Source organism: Haloterrigena sp. H1 (assembly GCF_005938085.1).
GTDB lineage: Archaea > Halobacteriota > Halobacteria > Halobacteriales > Natrialbaceae > Natrinema.
In genome coordinates this window covers 1,957,028-1,981,100 of sequence record NZ_SMZK01000001.1, presented here as the reverse complement: position 1 = coordinate 1,981,100, position 24,073 = coordinate 1,957,028, and the positions used below count along the sequence as shown (strand labels likewise).

Annotated in this window: 17 protein-coding genes; 6 read left to right on the top strand and 11 right to left on the bottom strand. The window is 59.0% G+C overall.

Annotation, left to right across the window (positions count from 1 at the left end; genetic code table 11):
* The first annotated feature begins 79 nt into the window (after positions 1–79).
* Complete coding sequence (locus tag E2L06_RS09950; RefSeq protein ID WP_138781016.1) at positions 80–1,123, top strand: DUF1616 domain-containing protein; 1,044 nt, start codon at positions 80–82, stop codon at positions 1,121–1,123.
* A gap of 105 nt (positions 1,124–1,228) precedes the next feature.
* Positions 1,229–3,049, top strand: a complete 1,821-nt coding sequence (locus E2L06_RS09945) for an MFS transporter (RefSeq protein ID WP_138781014.1) — start codon at positions 1,229–1,231, stop codon at positions 3,047–3,049.
* A gap of 18 nt (positions 3,050–3,067) precedes the next feature.
* On the opposite strand, the gene E2L06_RS09940 is transcribed toward E2L06_RS09945, so the two are convergent.
* Entirely contained in the window at positions 3,068–4,183 is a 1,116-nt protein-coding gene (locus tag E2L06_RS09940) for a glycosyl hydrolase (RefSeq protein WP_138781012.1), read from the bottom strand.
* A 533-nt stretch (positions 4,184–4,716) separates the two neighbouring features.
* On the opposite strand from E2L06_RS09940, the gene E2L06_RS09935 reads away from it, so the two are divergent.
* On the top strand, positions 4,717–6,444 hold the full coding sequence (locus tag E2L06_RS09935) for a right-handed parallel beta-helix repeat-containing protein (protein ID WP_249361406.1): 1,728 nt from the start codon (positions 4,717–4,719) through the stop codon (positions 6,442–6,444).
* Between the two features lie 119 nt (positions 6,445–6,563).
* Here the strand turns inward: E2L06_RS09935 and E2L06_RS09930 are convergent, their stop codons facing one another.
* Both E2L06_RS09930 and E2L06_RS09925 read right to left on the bottom strand, forming a co-directional pair.
* On the bottom strand, positions 6,564–8,096 hold the full coding sequence (locus E2L06_RS09930) for a flippase (RefSeq protein WP_138781008.1): 1,533 nt from the start codon (positions 8,094–8,096) through the stop codon (positions 6,564–6,566).
* A complete protein-coding gene (locus E2L06_RS09925; RefSeq protein ID WP_138781006.1) occupies positions 8,096–9,757 on the bottom strand; it encodes an alkaline phosphatase family protein in 1,662 nt (553 codons plus the stop codon). Before E2L06_RS09925 ends, E2L06_RS09930 begins: the two co-directional genes overlap by 1 nt.
* A gap of 375 nt (positions 9,758–10,132) precedes the next feature.
* Between E2L06_RS09925 and E2L06_RS09920 the strand changes: the two genes are divergently transcribed.
* Positions 10,133–11,206 carry a glycosyltransferase family 4 protein gene (locus E2L06_RS09920; protein WP_138781004.1) on the top strand — a complete coding sequence of 358 codons (1,074 nt, stop codon included), beginning with the start codon at positions 10,133–10,135 and terminating at the stop codon, positions 11,204–11,206.
* A gap of 231 nt (positions 11,207–11,437) precedes the next feature.
* On the opposite strand, the gene E2L06_RS09915 is transcribed toward E2L06_RS09920, so the two are convergent.
* The 3 genes from E2L06_RS09915 to E2L06_RS09905 form a co-directional block, all read right to left on the bottom strand.
* Entirely contained in the window at positions 11,438–12,802 is a 1,365-nt protein-coding gene (locus E2L06_RS09915) for a sulfatase (RefSeq protein ID WP_138781002.1), read from the bottom strand.
* Between the two features lie 129 nt (positions 12,803–12,931).
* Entirely contained in the window at positions 12,932–13,945 is a 1,014-nt protein-coding gene (locus E2L06_RS09910; protein WP_138781000.1) for a GNAT family N-acetyltransferase, read from the bottom strand.
* 176 nt (positions 13,946–14,121) lie between these two features.
* Positions 14,122–15,441, bottom strand: a complete 1,320-nt coding sequence (locus E2L06_RS09905) for an antibiotic ABC transporter permease (protein WP_138780998.1) — start codon at positions 15,439–15,441, stop codon at positions 14,122–14,124.
* Between the two features lie 251 nt (positions 15,442–15,692).
* Between E2L06_RS09905 and E2L06_RS09900 the strand changes: the two genes are divergently transcribed.
* Positions 15,693–16,811 (top strand): DUF354 domain-containing protein, encoded by a 1,119-nt coding sequence (locus tag E2L06_RS09900; RefSeq protein ID WP_138780996.1) that lies wholly within the window; start codon positions 15,693–15,695, stop codon positions 16,809–16,811.
* 232 nt (positions 16,812–17,043) lie between these two features.
* Here the strand turns inward: E2L06_RS09900 and E2L06_RS09895 are convergent, their stop codons facing one another.
* The 5 genes from E2L06_RS09895 to E2L06_RS09875 all read right to left on the bottom strand — a co-directional run bounded on the left by E2L06_RS09895 (position 17,044) and on the right by E2L06_RS09875 (position 22,842).
* Positions 17,044–18,369, bottom strand: a complete 1,326-nt coding sequence (locus tag E2L06_RS09895; RefSeq protein WP_171052338.1) for a PGF-pre-PGF domain-containing protein — start codon at positions 18,367–18,369, stop codon at positions 17,044–17,046.
* Complete coding sequence (locus E2L06_RS09890; protein ID WP_138780994.1) at positions 18,366–19,427, bottom strand: polysaccharide deacetylase family protein; 1,062 nt, start codon at positions 19,425–19,427, stop codon at positions 18,366–18,368. Before E2L06_RS09890 ends, E2L06_RS09895 begins: the two co-directional genes overlap by 4 nt.
* A gap of 1 nt (position 19,428) precedes the next feature.
* Positions 19,429–20,487 carry a non-hydrolyzing UDP-N-acetylglucosamine 2-epimerase gene (gene wecB, locus E2L06_RS09885; protein ID WP_138780992.1) on the bottom strand — a complete coding sequence of 353 codons (1,059 nt, stop codon included), beginning with the start codon at positions 20,485–20,487 and terminating at the stop codon, positions 19,429–19,431.
* A 178-nt stretch (positions 20,488–20,665) separates the two neighbouring features.
* Positions 20,666–20,899 carry a hypothetical protein gene (locus E2L06_RS09880; protein ID WP_138780990.1) on the bottom strand — a complete coding sequence of 78 codons (234 nt, stop codon included), beginning with the start codon at positions 20,897–20,899 and terminating at the stop codon, positions 20,666–20,668.
* Between the two features lie 350 nt (positions 20,900–21,249).
* Positions 21,250–22,842 (bottom strand): alkaline phosphatase family protein, encoded by a 1,593-nt coding sequence (locus E2L06_RS09875; protein WP_138780988.1) that lies wholly within the window; start codon positions 22,840–22,842, stop codon positions 21,250–21,252.
* Between the two features lie 268 nt (positions 22,843–23,110).
* Between E2L06_RS09875 and E2L06_RS09870 the strand changes: the two genes are divergently transcribed.
* Positions 23,111–24,046, top strand: coding sequence for a polysaccharide deacetylase family protein (locus E2L06_RS09870; protein WP_138780986.1), 936 nt, complete (start codon positions 23,111–23,113; stop codon positions 24,044–24,046).
* Positions 24,047–24,073 lie beyond the last annotated feature (27 nt).

Here is a 24,073-nt window from a genome sequence, read left to right as displayed (position 1 = left end):
GATACGTGGACGTGTGGATTCGTTATCCAACAAGTAACAATGGCTAGGGGAGGCGAGCGACCGATAACTGCCAAGTACAATGAAAGGCCTACCGTTTCAGCCCGTCTCGACCCTGCGTCGGCGAAGCAAGCGCCTCGCCGCAGCGGCACCGACTGACCTGATCGGTGTTGCTGGATTCACCACTGTCGCGACCGTACTTTTAGTGAGTATAAATGTTTCATCAACGGTGGCACGGGCAGCGGTCGGGTTTCCGCTCTTGTTTCTCGTGCCAGGCTACGTGACCGTTTCGGCGCTCTTTCCGCGAGCAGCTCCCGCTCAGCAGCCACAGGCCGATGATCGGCAGTTCATTCAGCAAACGCAGGCCCTGACCGATGTCGAGCGTGTGGCACTCTCGTTCGGACTCAGTTTTGCCCTTCTGCCGATTCTCGGGCTCGTCATCGCGCTCACCCCATGGGCGTTTACCGGCCCGGTCGTCGTGGGTACTGTTGCGTGCTTCGCCCTGATCGGCGTCAGCCTTGCGACCGCTCGCCGACTTTCCGTTCCCCCAGCCGACCGCTATCAGATCGACTTCGGTCGCCGATTCGAGGCCGCTCGCGTGGCAATCTTCGACGCAACGTCGTCGTTTCACGTCGTTGTCAACGTTGCCCTCGTCTGCAGTATGGTACTTGCGATGACGACGGTTGGCTATGCGCTCGTCGCTCCACAGGACGGCGAGCAATACACAAGCCTGCAACTCCTGACCGAAGACGAGACTGGTGAACTCGTCGCGTCGGGCTATCCCTCAGAAATCGATGCCGGTGACTCAGTTCCTCTCGTCGTCGCTGTCGAAAACCAGGAAGGTCAGGGCATGGAATATACGGCCGTCGTTCAGGAACAGCGCCTCGAGGGCGGAGAGGTGGTTGAGCGCACGGAGTTACAGCGGATTGACTACGCGGTCGAAGATGGCACGACCACGTACGCTGATCGGGAACTCACACCCGAGACGGACGACGGGACCGTTCGGATCGCAGTTCTACTGTATATGGACGACGATGTGCCCGAGCGACCGACGACCGACAACGCGTACCGTTCAGTATACTTCGGGACCGAGGTAGTTGACGACGGGCTCTTCGAAGACGGGTGAACGCCGGTTGCGCTTGAGCAGCTTGATGGCGGTATTTGCGTACTTACATTCAGCAACTGGAGAATAACAAGGTACAATATCGAACAACGATCGAAAGAGCCTCGAATGTCTTCCAACGCAGTCGCCGACGAACCGGTCCGAAAGCTGGCACTCGCACTCGGATTTCTCGCGATTACTGTCAGCACGCTCGTTGCACATCGTTCGCCGGCAACCGGATACGAGTTGTCACTCTACACTATGACGCCCCAGGGTGTCTGGGCAGGTCTGATCGTCGCGTTCGCCGTCTCTCTGGCAGTCGCGTTCGATCGATCGATAGCGAGTAGTCGAACCCGTTCGCTCGCGCTTGTCCTCGGCGGGCTCGCACTGACTGTCTTCGCTGGCTTGCCCATCGTTCGTGGCTACCACTTCTTCGGCCAGCAGGACGCGTTGACGCATCTTGGCTGGGCACGCGGGATCAGCAATGGTACGATTTCGCCGTTCGAGCTCCTGTATCCTGGCATTCATACGGTTTCCGTGTTCATCAACTCGGCCATCGGAATCACGCTTTCGAACGCGATGTTGCTCGTTGTCCTGCTGGCGACGATCGCGTTCGTTGTCTTCGTTCCACTTAGTGTGGGATTGCTCGTTCCGGACTCGCTTGCCGTGACGATCGCGACGTTCACTGGATTTCTACTGTTGCCGATCACCACGATTTCGACGTTCATGCAACCTCACGCAATGACGCAGTCGATCCTCCTTTTCGCGCTATTCATCTACATCATCCTGAAGTACGTTACCACGGATGACTGCCCGTCGACGGCGCTTGCAGCCCTGTTTGCACTCGTTGCGACCGCAGCTGTCGTCTATCACCCCCAGTACGCTGCACACATGCTCATCGTCTGCATTGGCATTTGTCTCCTGCAGTTTCTGGCACCGCGGCTACCGTATTTTTCGCGGACATCAATTGCTCGTCGGATGGCAGACCACCAGCGACTGTACGGACAGACGCTGTTCTTGCTCGCCGTCTTTCTGGCTTGGTCCGAGAATCACGGCTTTTTCGCCGGCTTCGCTGGCCGCGCCGTTTCGTCGGCGCTTACGTTCTTGCTGATTGGCTCCGGAGATGCGGGGACTTCGATCTCGCAACAGGGCGGCTCGCTTGCTGCGATCGGTGTCAGCTTGACTGAAATCTTCTTCAAGCTCTTTTTTCCCCACGTCGTCATCACGCTACTTGCGGCTGGGCTGATCCTTGCCGTCCTGTTTCGCGGCCGACTAAACCGATTCCCCGACATCCCGCCTGTTACGATGTATCTGGCAGCCGGGCTTTTCGCGCTTGGAATCCTGTTCGCCGTCTACTTTATGAGTGTGACGAGCGAGATGTACTTCCGTGTGTTCGGGCTGATGATGGTATTCGCCGCGATTCTCGCTTCGATCGCGATCTACGAAGGGCTGTTATTCTTTTCCGATCGGCTGTCACCGACCGTGGTTCAGACTGTCGTTGCCGGCGCATTCGCTCTCCTGCTCGTGTTGTCGCTGCTCTCCGTCTTCGCCTCGCCGTACGTCTACAGACAATCTCAACACGTTTCGGAACAACAGCTGCACGGGTACGAAACCGCATTCGATAACGCAGCCGATGGGATTGCGTTCGCCGGATTCCGTGGTGCACCGAACCGTTACGCGGATGCCCTCAACGGACAGGAAACACGAACGAGGGCCCACACGACTGTAACTCCAGAAACAGTTGAACAAGGCCCCACAACCTATTACGACACTGACCGCTATCTCGTCGTTTCGCAACTCGATTACGAGCGCGAGATAGTTGCCTATCGGGGGCTTCGCTACTCCGAAGACGATTTCGACGCTATTGCGACCGATCCCTCCCTTGATCGTGTCCAGTCGAACGGCGAACTCACCACATACTACGTATCTGCGAGCAACGACGCAGCATGACGATCGGGAGAACGAGCGTCAAGAGTGGGCAGCAAACGCTTGAGGCGGGATCGTCTGAACTGTCCCATCGTCCCGGTCCGTGTTGTATGGGTTTATGAACACGCCACGCTCTGGGTCGCTTGCGAGAAACACATACGCGTTCGCCGTTGGCACATATCCATTCGGGTTCCACCGGTCGGCCGGCGTCGTTCGTTTTCGATAGGCGGCAAGTTCGTACCAGTCGGTAAACGCTGAGGCGGACGATGCTGCGACGACAGTCGCACCGTCAGAGTGCACCGTCTGTGTGTCAGGGCCAGTGCTATCCTCGCCTGCCTCCATAGCCGTCGAAAAGAGGACCCACTGTTCTCCATCGATAGTCACTGTTTCGGCATAGTATACTGAACTCGAGACCTCATGGACTGTTTCCGGTTTCGGATCTGCGTCGTCGAACTGCGCTCGAGAGAGGGTTCGGATCGGCTTTTGCTCGGCGTAGACGCTGTCAACCCCCCAGAGAACCGCTGTTGGGGCAAACGCCAGTTCGACCGCTCGCCACGATTGGTCGCCGCCACCGACGATATCGATCCTTCCATCCCGAAGGCGGCCGATCAGACACTCCGTGTCCCTGTCGCCAGTGGTCACCCAGACATCGCCGGTATAGGGATCCGTCTGGACGGCGTGGATGTGGCGAACACCCGGCAATGTCGCGGCTGTTGCCCACGTTTTGCCGCCGTCGTTCGAGACGAGCACACGTGGTGTCGTGTCCCCGTCAAGGGGGTACTCGCCCAAGTAGATCGACTCATCCGTTACACTGACTGCCGATGGGAGGACCCCTATCGGTGGCGACGACTCCGGGAGCGTTTCGACGATGGTCCAGTGCCGACCGCTATCAGATGAGTGGTACACCCAGCGGTCGATGCTTGCTAATAGCGTGGTTTCGTCGATTGACCAGACGTTCACTGCGGGAAACCGGCCAGTGACAGCCGTCACGAGTGATCGGTACGGAGCAGTAGTCTTCAGCCGATAACCAATGCGTGCTGACGGCGGCTCGGGGAGCTGACCGATCCGTGTCAACCCGTCTCCATCTGCAGACTCGATGTAGATCGAACGATCGTGCGTGGCGAGGACGTGTCCGTCGTGAATCGTTTGTAACTTCATTGGTCCCTCCGGAAACCTGAGTTCGGCGTGCACTGTTTTGATGGTCAGACCGAGTTTTGTAATCCACCACCTGATTTGCGTCCCGCTTGGTGACCAGCCCGTTTTGTCCACCAACACAGGTGAACCCTACTTTGAGTAGTCACTGTTCAAGAAATTTGATATAAATTTTCTTTAGAAGGTAATTATTATATGAATGTATACTTTCGATGGCGATTGGCTAATGTGGTTGCAAACAAAACACAGGTAATAATTATAATCTGGAAATATTATGGTTAGTGTAACAGAAAGTTTATACACGTATGTTTGAATTACTCGATAGTATGGCACGCGATCCAGCGGTACCGGATGATAGCGAAGTTGGAGATAGATGCGTTGAAACTCCCGAAAATAGGGGTAATAGCGGATTAATCGATCGACGGTCGTATCTCAAGCTGACGGGAACGGCTGCAGCTGCTCTTGCGACCGGCACTACTGCCGCAACCTCGAGTGTCTCGGCTGCCAACGCCGACCCACAAGTCGCAAATCCCGATCAGATGTCCGAACGGCGCCTCTCGATTTCGGACGGCGACGACCTCTCGTCGTATGTGGCGAACTCAAGCAACGGTGAACTGCTCGTCGTCCCGTCGGGATCGTACGAGTGGAACCGGACGCTGTCGTTCTCGCGTCGGAACTGGGGGATTCGCGGCGAGGGCGACGTCGAAATCTCCGTTCCCGGCAGTCGTGGCAGAGGGACCAAGAACGGCTACGTGCTGAACGTGTCCGGCGATAATGTCTTGGTGGAGAACCTCACGTTCGACTCCGATGGCAGGCCAGCAATAGGCTTCCGCTGCATCGTCGATCAGCGCGCGGAGTTCCGCGACATCACGGTCGCAAGCGACGGTCCACGAACGTGGAATGCACAACAGACGAACATGCTCAACGTCGGTGCGGAGTCCTCGAGCGGAGAGGTCCTGCTCGACGGCATCGTCGCATACAATAACGGGAACATCTCCCAGTACAACGGCGGCAACTCTCGAGTTGGAATCTGGTCGTCGCGTTCCGGCAAGCTGACGGTTCGGAACTCGGTTCTCTCTGGATTCCCGAACAACGGCATCTACACGCGGATGCCGGGTGAACTGGAAGTCGACAATTGTGTGTTCGCCAACAACAACGTCAGCGCTGTCCGTCTTGGCGGTAGCAACGAGGTCGTGAAAAACAGTACATTTTACTTTGATATCTCGCTCGACGACACGACGCATGCACACCCACAGCGCGGAGTCTCGAACGCGAGCGCAATTACAGCAGACAACCGCGAAAGCGCTTCTAACGGTGGATACGTTCGGAACTGTTCGTTCATCGTGAGAAATGTTCCTAACGCAACAGGTGCGATCAGGTTTCTCGATAACGAGTGGGTCGAAGTCGAAGACTGTCAGTTCCTGCTCGACCAGGCGGACGTTCCCGGCGTCGGCTGGAACAACGGCGGTTCCGCTCGACTGCGGAATCTAGTGTTCGACACCGAGAACGCATCGAGCGCGACCGTTGCCGCCTCTGGCGGCCAATATCCGAGCGTCGACAACGTCTGTATTAGTCCCGAACTCTCTGGTGGCGCGATCTCCGCGAGCAGTCGTGACTGCAGCTTCGATTGGAGTCAGGCACACTCCTATCCGAACCCATCCTTCGAGGGTGGCTCCAGCGAAACAGATAGATCGGGAAGCAAGGACGACGACACCGCCCTCGAAAATACGCTGGTGATCGACGGTGACGGGAGTTCCAAACGGGTAGACTATCAGTTCACCGTCGACGGTGAAGCCGAACACAGCGAGTACTACTCGGAGTACGGTACTGGTGGCGAAATCAACGATGATGCTGTTGAAGGGTTCGTTCGCGGTGGCGCGGATGGCTTCCGGTTCTCCGGGGAACTCACTGACCTCCAGATCGGCAACGGCCCGATCGTTCGCGTCAACGGTGTCGAGATTGACCCAGCCACGATCGGGAGCGATAAATCTGATGAACATCTCGGGAATACGCTGGTAATCGACGGTGATGGAAGTTCCAAACGGGTGGACTATCAGTTCACTGTTGATGGCGAACTCGAGCACAGCGAGTACTACTCAGAGTACGGGACGGGCGGCGAAATCAACGACGGCTCCGTCAACGGATTCGTTCGTGGTGGCGCAGACGGCTTCTGGTTCTCCGGCGAAATCACTGATCTCCGGATCGGTGACGGTCCGACCGTTCGCGTCAACGGTGTCGAAGTCGATCCAAACCAGCTCTGGGGCTAACCGACTACGCTGTCACGAGTAGCGGCTCGATTTTTCGACCGAGCTGTCAACTATCATTGACACAGATTGACACTGGCGTCTGATCGCACGACGGTTTTGCAAGCAGTGTGTCTCCTAGGTCAGTTGTTACTGTAGCCTGGATCCGGGAGGTATCGACGGACGATAGGAATCCTCACATCGAGCCGTTGCTCAAGCAGAGAGATCGGGATACGATCTTCTGGTTGTAGACAGCCGGTGACGGACACGATCACGATTGAGCAAAGACCAACGGCGATGACGAACAGCGGTAACGTCACGAGCGTGAGTGTGATGGCACCGCGAAGCAGGAACGCGAGTGGAAACAGGGTAACCGGGAGGACAATAAACGTGCGTGTAGACCACCGCGAGAACGGCGTGATGTCGCATTTCAGTTTTAGCACGGTGTAGACAGTCAAGTTGAGAACGACAAACGAGAGCATCGAAGTCACTGCGGCACCCATGTAGCCGTACCGCGGGATGAGTATCAGGTTCAGCCCAGCATTGATGATGAACGCAACTCCGTTTGCGCCCATGATTGCCGTTGTAAATCCGAGTGCGGAGAGTGTCTCCCGGTTGCGGCCGAACATCGCGCTCGTGAAGAAGCCAATCGCGAGGATCGACAGCGCGTTCCCGGCCTCGGCGTAGCGCTCGCCGAAGACGATCCCGAGAACGTCTCCGGAGAAAACGACGAATGTGAGAAACAGTGGAAACGTGACAATGAAAACCCACTTTGTTGTCAGTTCGTAGATCGAACCGACCTCGGATCGTTCGTCTTCCGCGTCGAGCCGCGACGCCAGTGGAAGGTACATGAATCCGAACGACGAAAGCACGAGCAACATGCCGCTAGCGAGCGGGTAGGCAGCGCTGTAGAGACCGACTTCGTGGGACGACCGAAAGTAGCCGAGCATCAGCGTATCAGTGTGGGTGAGCATGTTTGAAAGCACTGTCGCGAAGACGAGTGGTACGGAGAAGAACAGCAGTTCACGGACATGCAACTGGGCAGAACCAATGAGTGGAACGAGTCGATTGAGAAGTACACATGCCAATGCACACGAGACAATCGCGCCGACGAGGTAGGCCATCGCAGCAGCATGAATGCCAAATCCTGCGAGTAAGAACCCGACGAGAAAAAGCAATCGGCCGGTGGGGTAGAGTAGATCCCTCGCGTACGTCCGGTACAGCGTGTTCTCCCGGCCTCGAATCCCCGCAACGGCGAGCTCTAAGCCAACGGTAAACGGAATGCATGCCACGAACAGAGCCACGAGACGAGTCGAATCACCTCGCTCAAACAGCAGCGCCGAGATGGTTCCCGTACCTGAGAGTAAGACGATCGTGAGCACGACCGTCGCGGTTCCCGAAATGAGGACACCGGTCAGCCAGGCACCGCGTTCGTTCGCCTCGTCATCGTACCGGGACATGAATCGAGGGATGCCACCCTTGACGCCGAGCAGCCCGATCGTCGTCACGAACGTGAGGATCGCCAATCCGACGCTGATCTCTCCGTAGGCCTCAGTCGTCAGCAATCGTGCGACGATAATCCGCTCGATGAGCTGGGACGCCGAGTAAAACACCTGTCCGGCACCGATGAGCACCGCGCTTGAGAGGAGTTTCGAAACGTCACGTTCGTCGACCATTAGAGGTAACCGAGGTTCTCCAGCCGGTCGATCATCGCATCGTCTTCGGGCCGGTCGGAGTCCATCTCGGGTCGCTCACCATCGTTGCGACTGTCTGCGTTGTCGATCGCGTCATACTCGGCGACCCGTGGCGGGTCGACGACGACCTCCGGCGGAACGCTCCCCTGCATCCGTGCCGGAACTGGTTCGTCAAGAAGCGCCATCGCGATCGGGGCGACATCGATCACCGAGAGCGGACCGATCTCCGAAGGGGGAGCTTCGTCGATTCTCGACCCAGCGCCGATGAAGACGCCCGTCCGTTTATGATTGTGCTTGTCGATCGGCACGAACATGGAACCGAGCAGGTTCGTGGCGATCAGGTTGTTCATTGCTCGCGGCATGAAGAGGATGTCACAGGCCTCCTCCGTGTACGGTCCATCGTAGACCGCTTCTCGCGGTTTTACCCACTCGAAGGCCGGCTTACCGTCCGGCGTTCGAAGTGACTCGAGTATCTGGATCAATTCGGATCGTACACCCTCGTAGTTGTCGGGCAATACCTCACCGTTTTCGTCCCGTCCCTCGAGATTGATCCGAACGCCAAGTTCGGGCCCGCTCCGGCAGTAAGCCTGTGATCGCCGCCAATCGACGTTCTCGCCGAGTGCTGCGTGGGCGCCGTCGGGAAGCAGTCGTTTGACGATACTCTCGGCCCCAAGTCGTTGGACGAGCCGGTAGGCGTCACCCGGTGTCAGTCCGACAGCGCCCAGCGCGGATTCAGCAGTCGAAACCAATTGTATCGAGGTCGAGCGGTCGTCGGAACCTTCCGCTTTCTCATTGAGTTCGGCCTTGCTCTCGCCGAGCGTCGGTGTTCGGCCGTGAGCACACGTCTCGACGAATCCGTTCCGTCGGAGTATCTCGTTGATATAGATGTTGTAGCCGTCGGTCCGACCGATTCCGTGATCGGAACAGATGATGACGTTCGTTTCGTCGGGAACCGTTTCAAGGACCATCCCGACGAACTCGTCGGCGGCTTCGTAGACCCGGCGGTACGCGGCGAGCTGCTCGAACTCGTGAAACACTGTATCGGTCTTCTGAAGCTGTAGAAACGCGAACTCCCAGTCCGTCGACTCGAGGAACGCCCGGGCTGCCTGCCGGCGATGATCGATCAAAGACACGAAGTCGTCGACGGCTGTCGATCCATCGCCTGCTTCGTTCTCCCCATAGATCCGGTACTGCTCGCCGAGCTCGCTCGAGAGGTCGTCCCGAATGCCTGCCGGGGAGCCGCTGGCGGATTCGGGAGCGAGATAGCCCGGTATCAGCGATCCATCGAAGCTGTCTGCGGAATGTGTCACTGGGACGTTCAGAACGGATGCGGACACGCCACGTGTGGAGAGATACTCCCAGATTGCAGGTGATCGAACGGTGGCTTGCGAGACGATATCCGCCTCGTCAGGAGAGGTCCCACGAAAGTCAAAGAATGAGTAGACGCCGTGATGGGAGGGATCAACCCCCGTGTAGACCGACGGCCAGGCACTCCCCGTCCATGGTGGGAACGTCGACTCGAGTTCGGCCTCAACACCCTGTGAGCGCAGCGAGTGTATGTTGGGGAGTTCGAACTGATCGAGATAGTTGAACGACAGTGCATCCATTCCGATAAGAACAGTTTTGGGGGTATCAACAGCCATTGGTACACTCACCTGAGACCGGTGGTTTACTCGATCTGTCTTGTCGTTCAGCCATTGTTATAGCGGAGTTACCTATCGAAAGACATGCACACACACCCACACCCACTCCGGCTCGTCTTCCATATGGATCGACACGAGCGCAACAACTGCGGTCATGGCCACCAGATAGAGGTAGCAGCCACCTACCAGTTAGTTACGTCACTCGGACGGATGTGCCTTCTTTGAGCTGTCCGTGACTGTCTCACCACTATTAGAATCAGATTAACAAAACGAACGGGACCAAATGATCAGGTACCAGTGATACACGTGGCTGCAACGAACGAGCCGTCAGAGAACCCTCTTGTGAGTTCTACGTCGTCGACCGAGGGTGCCGATGTGGACACAACCGCTGTCGATTCAATACTGATCGTCTCAGAGCACCAGAATCCGTCGAAGATCGAACGCCATTACGGACCCCTGGCCGACATCTCGAGCCAGACGACCATGGTCTGTCTCACCCCCTACGAATCGCTCGACTCGATCACGTATCGGACCGTTCCGACGTTCGGACACCGGCTCGTCGGGATCTGTTTTATGTTTGTTGTTGCACTCTTTGAGGGGATTCGCAACGATTACGATGCGATCGTTTCGATCTCACTGCTCCCCTACGGGTGCTATGCGCTCGCGTTGCGGCCGTTTGTGGGGGCTCCGGCACACCTGGGTATCATCGGGGCGGATATTGACGTTCACGCGACGGCTTGGTACGGCCCAGTGGTTCAAGCTGCAATCAGACGGTTTGACTCGATATCTGTTCCTGGCTCGGTCCATCAGCAGGCACTGCTCGGGTTCGGCGTTGCGGCGACCCGGATCTCGATTCTATCAAACGCGATTGATACGGAACATTATGCTCCCCCTCCCGACCCGGTCGAGTCGGCGTACGATTTCCTCTGGATCGGGCGATTCAGTGAGGAAAAGGATCCGGTGTTGTTCGTTGAGGCACTCGACGAACTCTCGGCGATGGGTGTCGAGTTTCGAGCGGCGATGCTTGGCAACGGGGCCAAACGCGACGAGGTCGAGCGGACGATCAAAGCACATGACCTCGGAGATGTGATCAAGCGGCCAGGCTGGGTCGATGATCCGCGCCAGTACTACTACGATTCAGATACGTTCGTTCTGACCTCGTCACGAGATGCACTCCCGCTGACGTTGGTCGAAGCGATGGCGACCGGGACAGCAAGCGTCGTCTCGCCTATCGGCTCCGTCCCAGATATTGCTGTCAATCGCGAAACCGCGTTGGTCGTGGATGATCGGACACCGTCGGCGTTCGCCGATGCTCTTTGCGACCTCGCTACAAACGATCAGCTGCGGACGCGACTCGGAACGAACGCCATCGCCGTTCGAGACGAGTTTTCGTATGCGAATGCACGGGACGACTGGCGACGGATTCTCCGGACACTGGCCGATACGTAGGGTGTTTTTGGCTGCCACGCTGCAGCAGCGCCCCACTCTGTTGTGTACTCGAGCAGGTAGTGACTGGTATCATACGGGCTCCTGTTAGTCCCGTCCGGCGCGACTGCCGGACGGCTCGCGGGTGTGCCGACAATTCATGCCAGCAGACCGTATCAGACAGCAGCAACAGTCGCACTCGCTCAAACCGTAGGACGATACACCAAGTCGTCATTGGCTCATCGCGTACCGTACTTACATGTATCCCAAGTCCTTCAACTGAGCCTCGACGCTCGAGTCAATCTCCTTGCCAGTCGCCGCCGCCGCATCGTCGGACTCAGTGCCGAACTGACGGACGCGGTCGGACAGTTTCTCGGCGTATGCACCACAGCGATCGGGATCTGGCTGTGACCGGCGGCTATCGGTCGGCCGATCGTACAGGTATTCGTCGCCGGTATCGTTTCGGACGTACTTGTGGTCCTCGTCGGCTGCGACTCGCCAGCGAGTGACATCGTCAGGTGTGCTGCGGCCGGCGTGTGGGACGAAATCCTCTGCGATGGCGACGTCAGTGGTGTAGCTCTCTGTTGGCGGGTTGCCGTCCCTGACAACGTCGAACACGGAGGTGAGTTCGAACATGTCGTCGACTGTCTCGCCGTCGCGCTGGGCAGGCCATTTGATCCACAGTGGCACGTTGAGGTTGATGTCACGGACGTAATGCGGTGGTCGTTCCGTCCTCGGATAGTCGCCGAGTGTCTTTCCGTGATCGGAACAGACGATGACGAGCGTGTCGTCGAACAGTCCTTCGTGCTGTAACAGCCCGAGTAGCTCCGCGACTTTTTCGTCCTGGTAACGTGCACTTGCGTCGTAATACTCCATGACGCGTCGTCGCGTTTCCGGTGAGAGATCTGATTTCCCCATTACGTACGCGAGCAGCTTTGTGTTGAGAACGCGCGGCTCGATGGCCGACGGCGGCTCGAGATCGAGCGACTCGAACGCCCGTTTCGGCGGGAAGTAAGGGCTGTGGGCCTCCATGAGGTTCAGAAAAGTAAACGTCGGTGCCGACGACTCGGCCTGCTGGGTGAGCCAGCGTTTCGCCCGACTGACGAGGCTGTCGGTAAAAAAGCGCCGTTTCAACAGGAACACCGGCTGGCGGGCCGCTTTGCCAAGCGCCGGATGCAACCGAGAGTAGAGCTCGTCGCGGGTCGTGTGGACGCCATCGGTTTCCGACTGCGAGATCTCGAGGTTCCACTCCACGAATTCGTCGAAGCCTCGATCGAGACCAGAGAGTTGGCCGACCCACGGGTTGTTCGAGAAGCCGGCGGTGCGGTAGCCCCCATCCGAGAGGTGTTCGGAGAGCGTCGTCCGTGATTCGGGCAGTCGACTCATACCGTCGGAAAAGCCATTCGTCACCCCGTGTTCGGACGGGAACACGCCGGTGAACATCGACGTATGTGAGGGGAGCGTCCAGGGGGCTGGCGTGAACGCGTTCTCATATCTCGTCGCGCACGTCGATAGCTTCGACAATGTGGGGGTCGTCTCGCGATCGTGAGCGTACGCAGAGACGCGATCCTTGCGCAACGAGTCGAGTACCAGGAACAATACGTCTGGTCTGTTAGACATACTGCTAACTACGCGAAGACGGACTTTGTTACAGACCAACTAACTCCCGTTCGAATGAACAGGCTCACACACTAATTTCTGGTTCGTCGATGCGCCTCGCATTGATGTGACAACAGCGTGCTTGCAGCGTTACTTGATGCTTGCGAGCCGCTGATAGGCCGACTTCGCGAGTGACATCTCGAGCCCCGTGGACTCGACGACGTAGTACTGGCGGAGATCGCTGTTGAACTTCGCCTTGTATTCACAGAGACGCTCGGTGTTCGCACCGACGAGATCGTAGCCGGTCACTGACTCGAGTTGTGGATCAGTAATAATGTCCTCGAGAATGGCATGATGGAGAAGGCTGTTGACGCTGATCCCGTCGTGCGAGGCGGTGACACCACCCTGCCAGAAGTACGCAAGATCCGGGGAGTAGAGAGTTATGACGCCGCTTTTGTATTTTCCATCCGGTGTTCGCGCGACGTAGACACGCCAGCAATCGTCATCGAGCGACGAGAGTAGGTCTCGAAGGAACGACCGCGATAGCGGGGCCGGATCGTCGTAGGCACGATACTGGTCAACGACATCCTCGTAAATTCGCATGGCTGCGTCGATCCCTTCCGTCTCGATCGAGAGGTCAATCTCGTCTTGCTTGCGCATTTCCCGCCGCAGGCTCTTGCTAAAGCGTTGTAACACGCTCTCGAGGGTAGTGTCCTCGAGATCGATGATGTACGTGAACCGAGGCGTCAACGATAGGTCCTGCCACTCGTATGGCCGCGGATCTGTATACCCAATCGGACAGCTCATTCGGAACAGCGTTGTTCGCGTGTCGATGCCGACGGTCTCGATCACGGCCTCAGCCAACTGCTGGTTGATCCGCTCCTGCTTCCGGCGTTTCGGACTGTTTGGATTGATAACTGGCCCGAGTCGGGGAACACTGAACGAGACTGGCGGAGAGAGAACCGTTCGACCGATCGGCTGCTCGCTGACGAACACCGGGAGCAGTCCGACCGCCTGCTGGCCCTTGTACGCGCCGTATAGCTGTAACTCCGCGTCTGTGTGGTCGTCGAGGACAGCGAGCGCGTCCGGATCGTGAAACACTTCATATCCATCGGCTGGCAGCGCCTCTCGCCAGGCCTCGAGTCCGATTCGGTTGACGTCCATACACTCCTCGTGTTCTGACAATAGCCCTTGTTATTCCCTCAGTAACAGATCGATGAGAGTCATGAACAGCAACTCCCAAGTTCGTCTTTCGCTGCCCACCGGCGGTGGTCGAGTCGTGTTGCTATCGCTGGTTCCCGGTTCTCAAGCTGGTAGTTCTCCCACAATGAGCGAGCCAATCAGGAACCGCCGAGCGAATCTTCATCCTGCGCTGCAAGCAAAAACTCCGACAGCGCGTAGGCCATCCACCCCTGACACCACCGCATCAGCGTCACCCGCTTCGTGTGGTGGCGGTACTGCCGGTAGTAGAACTGCCCGTCATCGGCCTCCAGGTTCGCAAGCACCCAGCGAAGGATCCGATCGGCCAGCTCGAGGTCGTCCTCTCTGGTAAACACCAGCATACCCTGCGTACTAGCGTGGATGTCTCGGGGATAGGCGTTTTCCTCGTCGAAGTTCGGTGCGCCATCCAGTTCGAACAGCTCGGTCCGATAGAACTCGAGGGCCGGCGACAGCGTGTCGGCGTATCGGTCTGCATCGACGACGTCGCGGTAGCGCTGGAAGGACTCGATAATGAACCCGTTGTGGTGGCTGTCCATCGAGAGGTGTGACGCCGAGGCCGGAATCCGATAGGGCCAACCGCCCTGCTCGGTTTGCTGGGCGGCGACGTGGTCAAGGATCTTCGTCGCACGCTCGCGGAGGTCGTCGTCGCCGAAGTACTCGTAGAGGTCAACGAGGGTTCTCGCACCGAGTGCGGCGGAGTTGAGCGTATAGGAGTCGTCCGGGTGGTTCAGGTGGTAGTCGATCTTCGCACCCTCGGGAACCTCCCGGTAATTCAGGTCCTCGACTAGAAACGAGGCCGCAGTGCGTGCGATCTCCGCGTACTCCTCGTCGATCCGGGCGGCACGCAGCAGCGCCTTTACCGCGTATGCAGTCGACACGATATCGGGATCGTTCGGCACCCCTTTCGTATGGAAGTGCTGGATTTCGTGGCGATGGCCCCCACAGAAGCCGTTGTATCCGGTACAGCGTTCCTCGACGAGCCAGTCTGCCAGTCGTTTCGTTTCGGCAAGCGGATCGAATTTAGGGTCACTCGCTGTGTCTCGCTTGGCTTGCAACTCGGCGTAGTTCAGGTTCGCCATCGAAAAGAGGGCTCCTCCCTTGTAGTTTCGCCGGGGTTCGACGCGGAACAGCGGCCTGACGTCGACTGGGGCTCGTTTGACGGTCTCCTGGACGGCGATGTTGAGCCACCTGTTTTCGACCGGCAGTGATTGCAGGAGAGCGCTGCTCATGCCATCGCCGTAATCCGGCCCAACGTAGTCTCGCTTGCGAGCATACTCAAGCGTCGACTCGAGCACGGATAGATATTGGTCCGTTACGCGGGTCGTCGCGTTCGGGACGGATCCCGATGTCTTCGACTTGCTGGTCTGGCCTGTCGCTCGTGTTGGAATAGTGCTCGAAATCCGCTGGATGTCGAGCCACGGAATCTCGTCAAACTGCATCTATCGTCGTCTGGACACGTATTTCCATTAGTATATGATGGCTACCGAGACGAGTAACGCGGGTAAAACAACGCGTGTAGCAGATACTACCGGTTGGCAGTCCATCTGGGAATATCCGCGATCAGCCGTGCGGTCGTGTCGGTAACCAGTTACAACCGTCTGGATGAACTGTCCCTGTCAAACTGGTATGAGCGAGATAACAATTGTGATTGATCATATTATTCATCGCCACGGAACGGGTGGTTTCCAAGATGAGATATCTGTTCTTCACGAACACGCCGGCACACGTTCACCTGTACAAACACGCCGTTCAGTCCCTGTGTGCGGACGGCCACGAGGTCCTCGTCCTCGCTCGAGATTACACCTGCACGGTCGAACTGCTCGAGTGGTACGACCTGCCCTACGAGGTCTACGGCTACTGTGATACGTCGAAACAGTCGCTGCTGAGTCGCCTCCCAGCTCACTACGTCCGTGCGATCCGGCAGGCGAGACAGTTCGATCCGGATCTGATCTTCGGGATGGGAGGATATGCGGCACATACGGGTGCGATGGTCCGAACGCCGACGGTGTTGCTCATCGATTCCGAACCGGCGTCGTTCGACCATGCGATTTCGACCCCGTTCGCTCGCGCCGTTCTCACGCCGAATACGTTCCAGAAGGATCTCGGGACAAACCACTATGTGTTTTCGGGCCTGAAAGAATGCGCGTATCTCCATCCGGAAATCTACGAATCGAACCCCTCGATTCGCGATCGACTCGGCGTCGAACCCGACGAATCATACGTGATTCTCCGGCTCAATGCCTTTGGCTCACAACACGACGTGGGCAAGGACGGAATCACCCACGAGCAGTGTCACCAGCTCATCGACCGGCTGAGTAATGACGCGACGATCCTCGTCTCCGACGAGGGAAAGGACGTGGATCTCGAGGGACTTCCAGCACGGTCGTTCGACCTCCATCCCGCCCTGATGCACGACGCGCTCGCGGAGGCGACGCTTTTGATAGCCGATACCCAGACGATGGTCACCGAGGCAGCGCTGCTTGGCACGCCAGCGATTCGATCGAATTCGTTCGTCGGCGACTCGGATATGGGGAACTTCGTCGAACTCGAGAACCAGGGGCTGATCCACAACGTGGCTCGCTTCTCCGATATCGTCGACATCTCGACGACGCTGCTTCGCGACGACAGCGTCAACGAGGAGTGGACACGGCGACGAAATGACTTCCTGTCGGACAAGACGAACCTCACGGAGTTGCTCGTCAATGTCGCGACGGCACGTGGTCGCGTCGGTGATCTCGAAGCGGTCCGCCAGTTCAGCCGGGGGACGCCGTCCGAATCGAAACCACCCGTTGGCGTCGGCAGCGATTGACCGGTCTGAACGCGCTATAGACACTCGGTCGGAGACCGCCGTTCTATCGAATCGGTCACTGAATCTGCTCGTCTTCTCGCTGTGACACCCTCGGACAACAGGCAATGATGCCACAGTCCCGTTGTGCATCGCCAACTGCGGCCGGTCGCGTGCGATCGATTACGAAATCAGTTCATCCGATCGTCTGTGTCGCGTGTTTCATGAGCGACGATGAGGTTTCATCGCAGTGCACTCAGTCACGAGTGCGCGCCGTTGCCAGCCAGCCAAGGCCAAGGACGGCACCGGCAGCGATCCCTAGCCCGATTCCGACGAGGCCGATCGAACCCGCGCTGGTTGCGCCCGGGTTCGGTGCAACGGCAACCGTCGAGAGGGACGTCACGTTTGCTTTGAATCGATATTCGTTTTCGGACTCATCGCTGACCGTCGTTTCGACGGCGGTCCACTCGTCACCGCGTTGCTCATAGAGTGCGATCTCGTCCGGCTCGAGCCCGCGCTCCTTGAGGCGGTCTTTCGAGACGGTAACCGAGACCGTCGCTTCCGCGTCACTGGTCTCTGACTGTTCTGCGACCGTCAGATAGGAGAGTGGATCGACGTCGGCAGGTGGTGTTTCCGAGACTTCCGAGAAGCGGCTTTCGAACGTGACTAACGCATCGCCATCGATGCCGGTCAGTTCCACCCGATCGAAGCGAACGCCGTCGTCCGTTCCCCTCGTCGGTTGCACGCCGATGGAGTCGTCCGGCGCGGCGTTTGTTATGTCGGCAGTGATCCCGTTGCTGGTTCGGTCGTACGTCACGGACGGCTCTTCACAGGTACCGGCTCGGATCGTTATCGGGTCATCAAGCGAGGGAAGGGATGTCCGATCCGGATTCTCAGCACTGCCGGAGAGTACGTCCCACTCCTCGATCCCTCCCGATTCGGGGATTCCGGAGACAGGCAGTTCAGAACCAGCAAACGCCGCGTCCTCGTTGAACCTGGGATGGGCGGTCACGGCGAACTCGCCGTCGAGGCCGCCTCGCAGCGCACCGCCGTCGGTTCGCCCATCTTGATATGCCCAGGACGCTGCGGCCCATCCATCGCCGCGCTCGTATTCGTCCATTCTCGTCTCGCCCGTGTAGTTGTCGTCTTTCACGACCCACTGGCTCTCGTGTGGCAGGCCAGCGAGCTCGAGCGTGACGAGCGCTCCCTCCGACTCACCGCCGAGTCGATCGTGGACCATCCCGAGACTCAGTCCGTCTGGCCCCTCATAGAGGAAGAGCGAACTCGTATCGTCGCGCTGGAAGTTTGTCGTTCCGTACGAACTGTAGAGTCGCTCGACATCGTCTGGATGGGTTTCGTGGCTCCGATATTCGTAGAACGATTCGATCGTCTCGTCTCCTGACAGCGGCTCGATCGGCTGACAGAACGAGCCCTGTTCGACGACGTACGAGTCTGCTGGCGGGGAACTCAGCTGTGCCGACGACGAGTCGGCAGTCGAGTGTGTCTGGCCGGCGGCACTCCCGATCCCGCCGACAATTAGCAGTCCGATCAGCACGGCAATCGTGAGTTGTCGTCCAGTCATGGGTTGGCTCTCTCGTGGGTGAAGTGGAACTCGTTGGCTGTCGTGCCTGTACGGCCCGCTTGCTCTGGTCGGTCGTGCTCCCGGTCAGTACAGAGTGCTCGAGGCGGTCCGATCCATGCGCCGAGCTCCGCCGCTCGCTCGATGAGCCACCGATACAGACTCCGGTAGCCGGGGAACTCGCGTTCGCTAAAGTACCGCGGATGCCAGAGAGCCGTCATGACAGCTCCGTTTTCGGCAGCTTCCATCAAGAGTCGCTCGCAGGTCTCGCGAGCAGCCGCGACGTTCGACGCCGGATTCGGCAGTGCTTGCTCCATGATCGTCAGCGGGAAGACGAGGAAGTCGTCGTCGAAGGGGCGAATCGGGTGGTATCCGTTGTGAAACCCACACTCCGTACTCGAGCCGAGCGTCGCGTCGTACTCGAGACCGATCGCGTGGTGATACTGCCACGTTTCCGGCACCGTGAGCTTCAGGTAGTGCTGTCGACCGCCGATGACAGACCATTCGAGGACATCCTCGAGCAGCGTCTTTTCTTCGTGCAACCGCTCCGGATCGGTCGGAGAGTGATACGATCCGTGCAGGCCGACTTCCCACCCGCCGTCATCGAGGTCGTGGATGACGTCGACGATCTCGGATGCGGTCACGTCGTATCGGCCGAGGTGCTGGACCCAGTTTGCCGGGGAGCCCCACTCCGTTACCGGCCGGTCGGCCAGGAGGTGTTGTTCGTTCAAGAAGTAAAACGCCGAGCGAACACCCAGGTCGTCCTCGAGAGCCATGATCTCGTCGAACTGCCAGTACGGATTGGTCGACGAGAGCGCGGTCCGAAGGTGGTATGCTGGCCGTTCTCGAGTCGCATAGTAAAGCGACCGAAGCCCCTTGTACGGACGGTCGACGTCGTGTGTGAGACAGAGCGCGAACGTCGAATCGTCCGGGAGCACGGACCGCTCTCGCGGCAGTTCGGCGATGGTCTCGGCAGCCGGTGTGGGCAGCGTCGACGAACGAGTTGGCCCGTCCCTGACCCTCGAGTCGGCGTGCGATCGCCGATTGGTCGTGTCGCTCATCTCAGCGAACGCTCCGTTCGAGCTGCTCGACGATGCGAGCGGCTGCGTTCCCGTTGCCGTACAGGTCCGGCTTGGCCGGCGGATCGACGGCAGCGCGAACAGCGTCGACGATCTCACTCGTCTCTGCGCCGACGAGCGTGTTCCAGCCGGCGTCGACCGTTTCGACCCATTCGGTCGTGTCCCGGAGGGTGATACACGGTGTGTCCAGGTAGAACGCCTCCTTTTGGACTCCGCCGGAGTCCGTCGCAACACAGACCGCGTCCTCGACAAGTGTAATGAACTGTCCGTAGTTGACGGGATCGATAATCCGGCTCGCTTCGGTCGCCCGATCCCAGAGTCCGTACTCCTGTAGCGCTGTCACCGTTCGCGGGTGCGCAGGGAACACGACCGGGACACGTAACTGGGAGAATGCATCGATGATCGCCGCGAGTCTGTCTCTATCGTCCGTATTCTTGGCCCGGTGGACCGTTGCGAGCACGTACTCGTCGGGGCGTTCGATCCCGGAACCGTCGGTATTGTGCAGCCGATCGCGAATTTGTAACAGCGTATCGTACATGACGTCGCCCGGGACGAACACGTTCTCCGAAATCCCCTCCTGCTCGAGGGTTTCCTTTGCGTGCTGGCCCGGCGCGAAGAGGATGTCTGAACAGTGATCGGTCAGTCGGCGGTTGACCTCCTCGGGCATCGACCAGTCGTACGAGCGCAAGCCAGCCTCGACGTGTGCGAGCTGGGCCGACGATTTCGCCGCGACGAGTGCGCCCGCGAGCGTCGAGTTGGTGTCCCCGTAGACGAGGACGATATCGGGGGATTCGTCGTCGACGATCCGTTCTAACTCTGTCATCATTTCGGCGGTCTGGTGGGCGTGGGTGCCGGAACCGACACCTAGATGGAACGCCGGCTTGGGCAACGCGAGTTCCTCGAAGAACACCTCGGAGAGTTCGTGGTCGTAGTGTTGGCCAGTATGGACGAGCAGTTCGTCGTGATCGTGTCGGAGCTGCTGTGAAACGGCAGCTGCCTTGATGAACTGTGGCCTCGCACCGACGACCGACAGGACGTTCATCGAGCGGTCACCCCGGCCGGTTTTGCAACTGCAAGTTGGATCATAGTTTGATTGAACTGTATCTCGAGTGACACAGACACGGTGTTAGTAAATAATCGCGTAACCGAGTTTCAGCTCGAACCGTCACTGTGGCGTCTCGAGACAACGATAACTGGTCGGTCAGGCAGACGGACGGAACCTACGGTGTTCGGAAGATCGGGTCAACATGGTGTTTCGCCGACTCGCGACGTGTCCTCGATTGAGATGAGTCGCGAGTCGATGCAACGTCGTTTTGATCGAACTGTACGGTCGCGGGCGTCTCGGACTCGTCCGACTCCTGGTGATCGCGCGAGGCGAACACACCGGAGCCGAGCAGGGCGAGGAGGCCGAGCGCGACGCTTGCGATCCCAAACAGGGCTTTGTAGACGTTCATTGGTATCACGGTCGGTGTCACACACTCGAGCGCGCCACCAGTAGTCGATCCCCGTCGTCCGCGGTCGACTGGGGGTGGCGTCTCAGCATGTATACGAAACCCTGTCTTCACAACGATGCTTAATTATACAATAACTTATATTCGACAAGTATTACTTGAGAGGCCGTAGCAACGTCTTACACTCCGTCGCAGCCGTCTGCGCCGTCGCGTAGCCCGCTCAGTGGGAGTCCAGCAGACGGGCTGTCGGATCGAAAACGGCCACCAGCGGCTCAGCGGTACTGTGACGGGTGTCCGCTCGCCGCCTCGAAGGATTTAGCGAGAAGAAGCCGCCGTGAACGGCGGGAGAGACGTCACTCCATATAGCCGAGCCCTTTCAGCCGGTCTTCGACGTCGTCGAAGTCCTCGTCGACGTCTCCGCCGGTGTCGATCTGGGCGACGGCCGAGCGCTCGACTTTCGTCGTCGCAGGGGACGTCTCCGCGGCGAACGCATCGAACAACACTCTGCCGTCGGCGTTTTTCGGCACCGGTTCGCCGATCCCGTGTAGGAGGGTCGGTGCGATATCGACCACGCGGGCCCCGCGAAGCGTCGCGCCGGCGTCGATCGACGGCCCGCGACACAGCACGATCCCCTCGCTACGGTGACTTGCATCGTAGACCCCGGTATCACCGAGGACTTCGTCGGACACCGTACTGCGTGACTCGTAGGTTTCCCTACCACAGACGACCAGGTCGGGGGCGTCCTCGTCGGTCGGGAACAGCTCGTCGCCGTCGAAGACCTCGAGCAGTGGCTCGCCGTCTGCGTCAGTCGCCGACTCCAGCGCGGTTTTGATATCCGCTTTCACCTGTGGGACCTCACTCGGCGAGACGACGCCACCATCGAAGCGGCCGCTGTCGTTGATATAACAGTTGCCGGTATCGTGGACGAACGCGACGGTGCGGTCGAAGTCGACGTCGTAGAGGGCGTGATCGCCGGGGATCTGTTCGGCCACCGAGTCGACCAGTTGCCGGGGAAGCGACTGGACGAGCGTCTCTTCAGTGATCCCGACACGGTTGAGCGCGCTCGTGATCGCGTCTCGAGAGATTCCGAGGCTCGCGAGCGCGCCGCGGGTCCCGTCGTCCTCGCGCCGGAACAGGTAGCCCTCCTGCTCGAGAATCCGATTGACGTAGACGAGCCGGTCGATCGGACCGAAGCCGTGATCGGAGACGACGTAGAGATCCGCGTCGTGGTCGTCGGTGTACTCCATGACCTCGCCGAGGATCTCGTCGAGTCGCTTGTAATGGTCTAACAGCCGATCCATATCCCAGACGAGGTGCTGGAACCGGTCGGGGGCGGTGTAGACGAAGAAAAACAGCTGCCAGTCGTCGCCGGCCCGGTCCATCTGGAGTTCCATTAGCTCGCGGCGGTTCGCGAGCATCTCGTCGACGGCGACCTCGAAGTCGTCCAGCCGATCGCCATACGTGTGATAGTCGAGGCTGATCTCGTAGTCCGGAATGCGAGACTCGATCTCGTCTTGCAGGTCCGGTGGTCGTGTGAACTCCCGGTCCGTCGAGGGCGTCATCATGCCCGTGACCATGGTGCCGTCGATCTCACGGGCCGGATATGTCATCGGAACGTTCCCGACGTGGGACGGGCCGAGCAGATCCCACAGTGCCGGCTGTGCGAGATCGTGGCTCGTGTACATCTCGTGGCTGTATTCCGACGAGAGGTTTTGAAAGCCGTAGATCCCGTGTTTGTCCGGCCAGACCCCCGTTGCGATCGACGGCCACGCCAAGGGGGTTGTCGGCGGACGGGTGCTCTCGAGCGTGCCGGATGCGCCCTCCTCGCGCATCCGGGCGACGTTGGGGAGTTCGCCCTCGTCGCTCCATTGCTCGATGAGTCTCCACGGCACGCCGTCGAGTCCGAGCACGAACGCTCGCTCGGAGGGGGCTGTAGATCCGCTCATGATTGCATTATGAGACGTCGAAGACGCCTGCTGTCCCCCACGTTGACCGAGGTCCGCTTTGTTATAGAGATGATTCACCACCCAGGGCAACTGACGTGTCCCTGTTCGATGGAATTAATACACGTCTCAGGCGCTGTTCTGCCTCGTTCTACGTATGTTATCACCACACACATTGATGGGCGTCGCCGGCTGTGAAAAGACGGACATAACAAAGCCTCCTACTGGAGACGAACCCGGATATGGCACCGGTTCAAATCAGGTGGTTGCTGTGGGAAGCGTAGTACTCTCTCTCGATGCAGAACTCGGGTGGGGCTTTCACGATCTTCGGAACCCGCCAACGAGGCGGGTCGAGGCCGGTCGTCGTGGGTGGTCGACCATGCTCGAGTTGCTCGAGGAGTATCGAATTCCGGCGACCTGGGCGGTCGTCGGCCATCTCATGCTCGAGTCCTGTGATGGACGACACGCCGACCATCCAGCCCCGGACGGCTGGTTCGAGCGTGAACGAACCGACTGGCAGGACCGCGAAGACGTCCGCTTTGGCCCCGATCTCGTCAGGGATCTCCTCGGGTCGGACGTCGACCACGAGTTCGCCAGCCACTCCTTTTCGCACGTGCTGTTCGGCCGTCCCGAGACGGATCGCGAGCTCGCGGCGGCCGAACTCGAGCGCAGCCTCGAGATTGCCGCCGACTGGAACCAGTGTGTCGAATCGTTCATCTATCCCCGCAATTCGGTCGGCCACCGCGACGTGCTGGCCGAGCAGGGACTGCGCGCGTATCGAAGCAAGTCGCCGACCGGCCACGGTATCCGGTGTATCTTCGACCTGACGGTGCGTAACAAGTCGTTGCTCGTGACGCCGACGATCGACGAACACGGACTCGTTGACATTCCAGCCTCCCTGTTTCTCTTCGGCTTCGAGGGGTCTGCACGGACGGTCGCCGAGTCGGTCTGGGACGATCCGATGGTCGCGCTCGCCCGCCACGGCATCGACCAGGCCACCGAACGCGACGGGATCTTCCACATGTGGCTCCATCCGAACAACCTGACACACGAACGTGACGACCGGCGCATGCGCGCGATCCTGTCGTACCTCGCACAGCGTCGTGCCGAGACCGACCTCACCGTCGAGACGATGGCCGATGTCGTTCATCGAGTGACCGGGACCACAGCCGAGGCCGGCGTCAAACCGACAGTGAGCCGGCGCTGACGCGTTCCCGTCGAGGTCTGTCGCGTT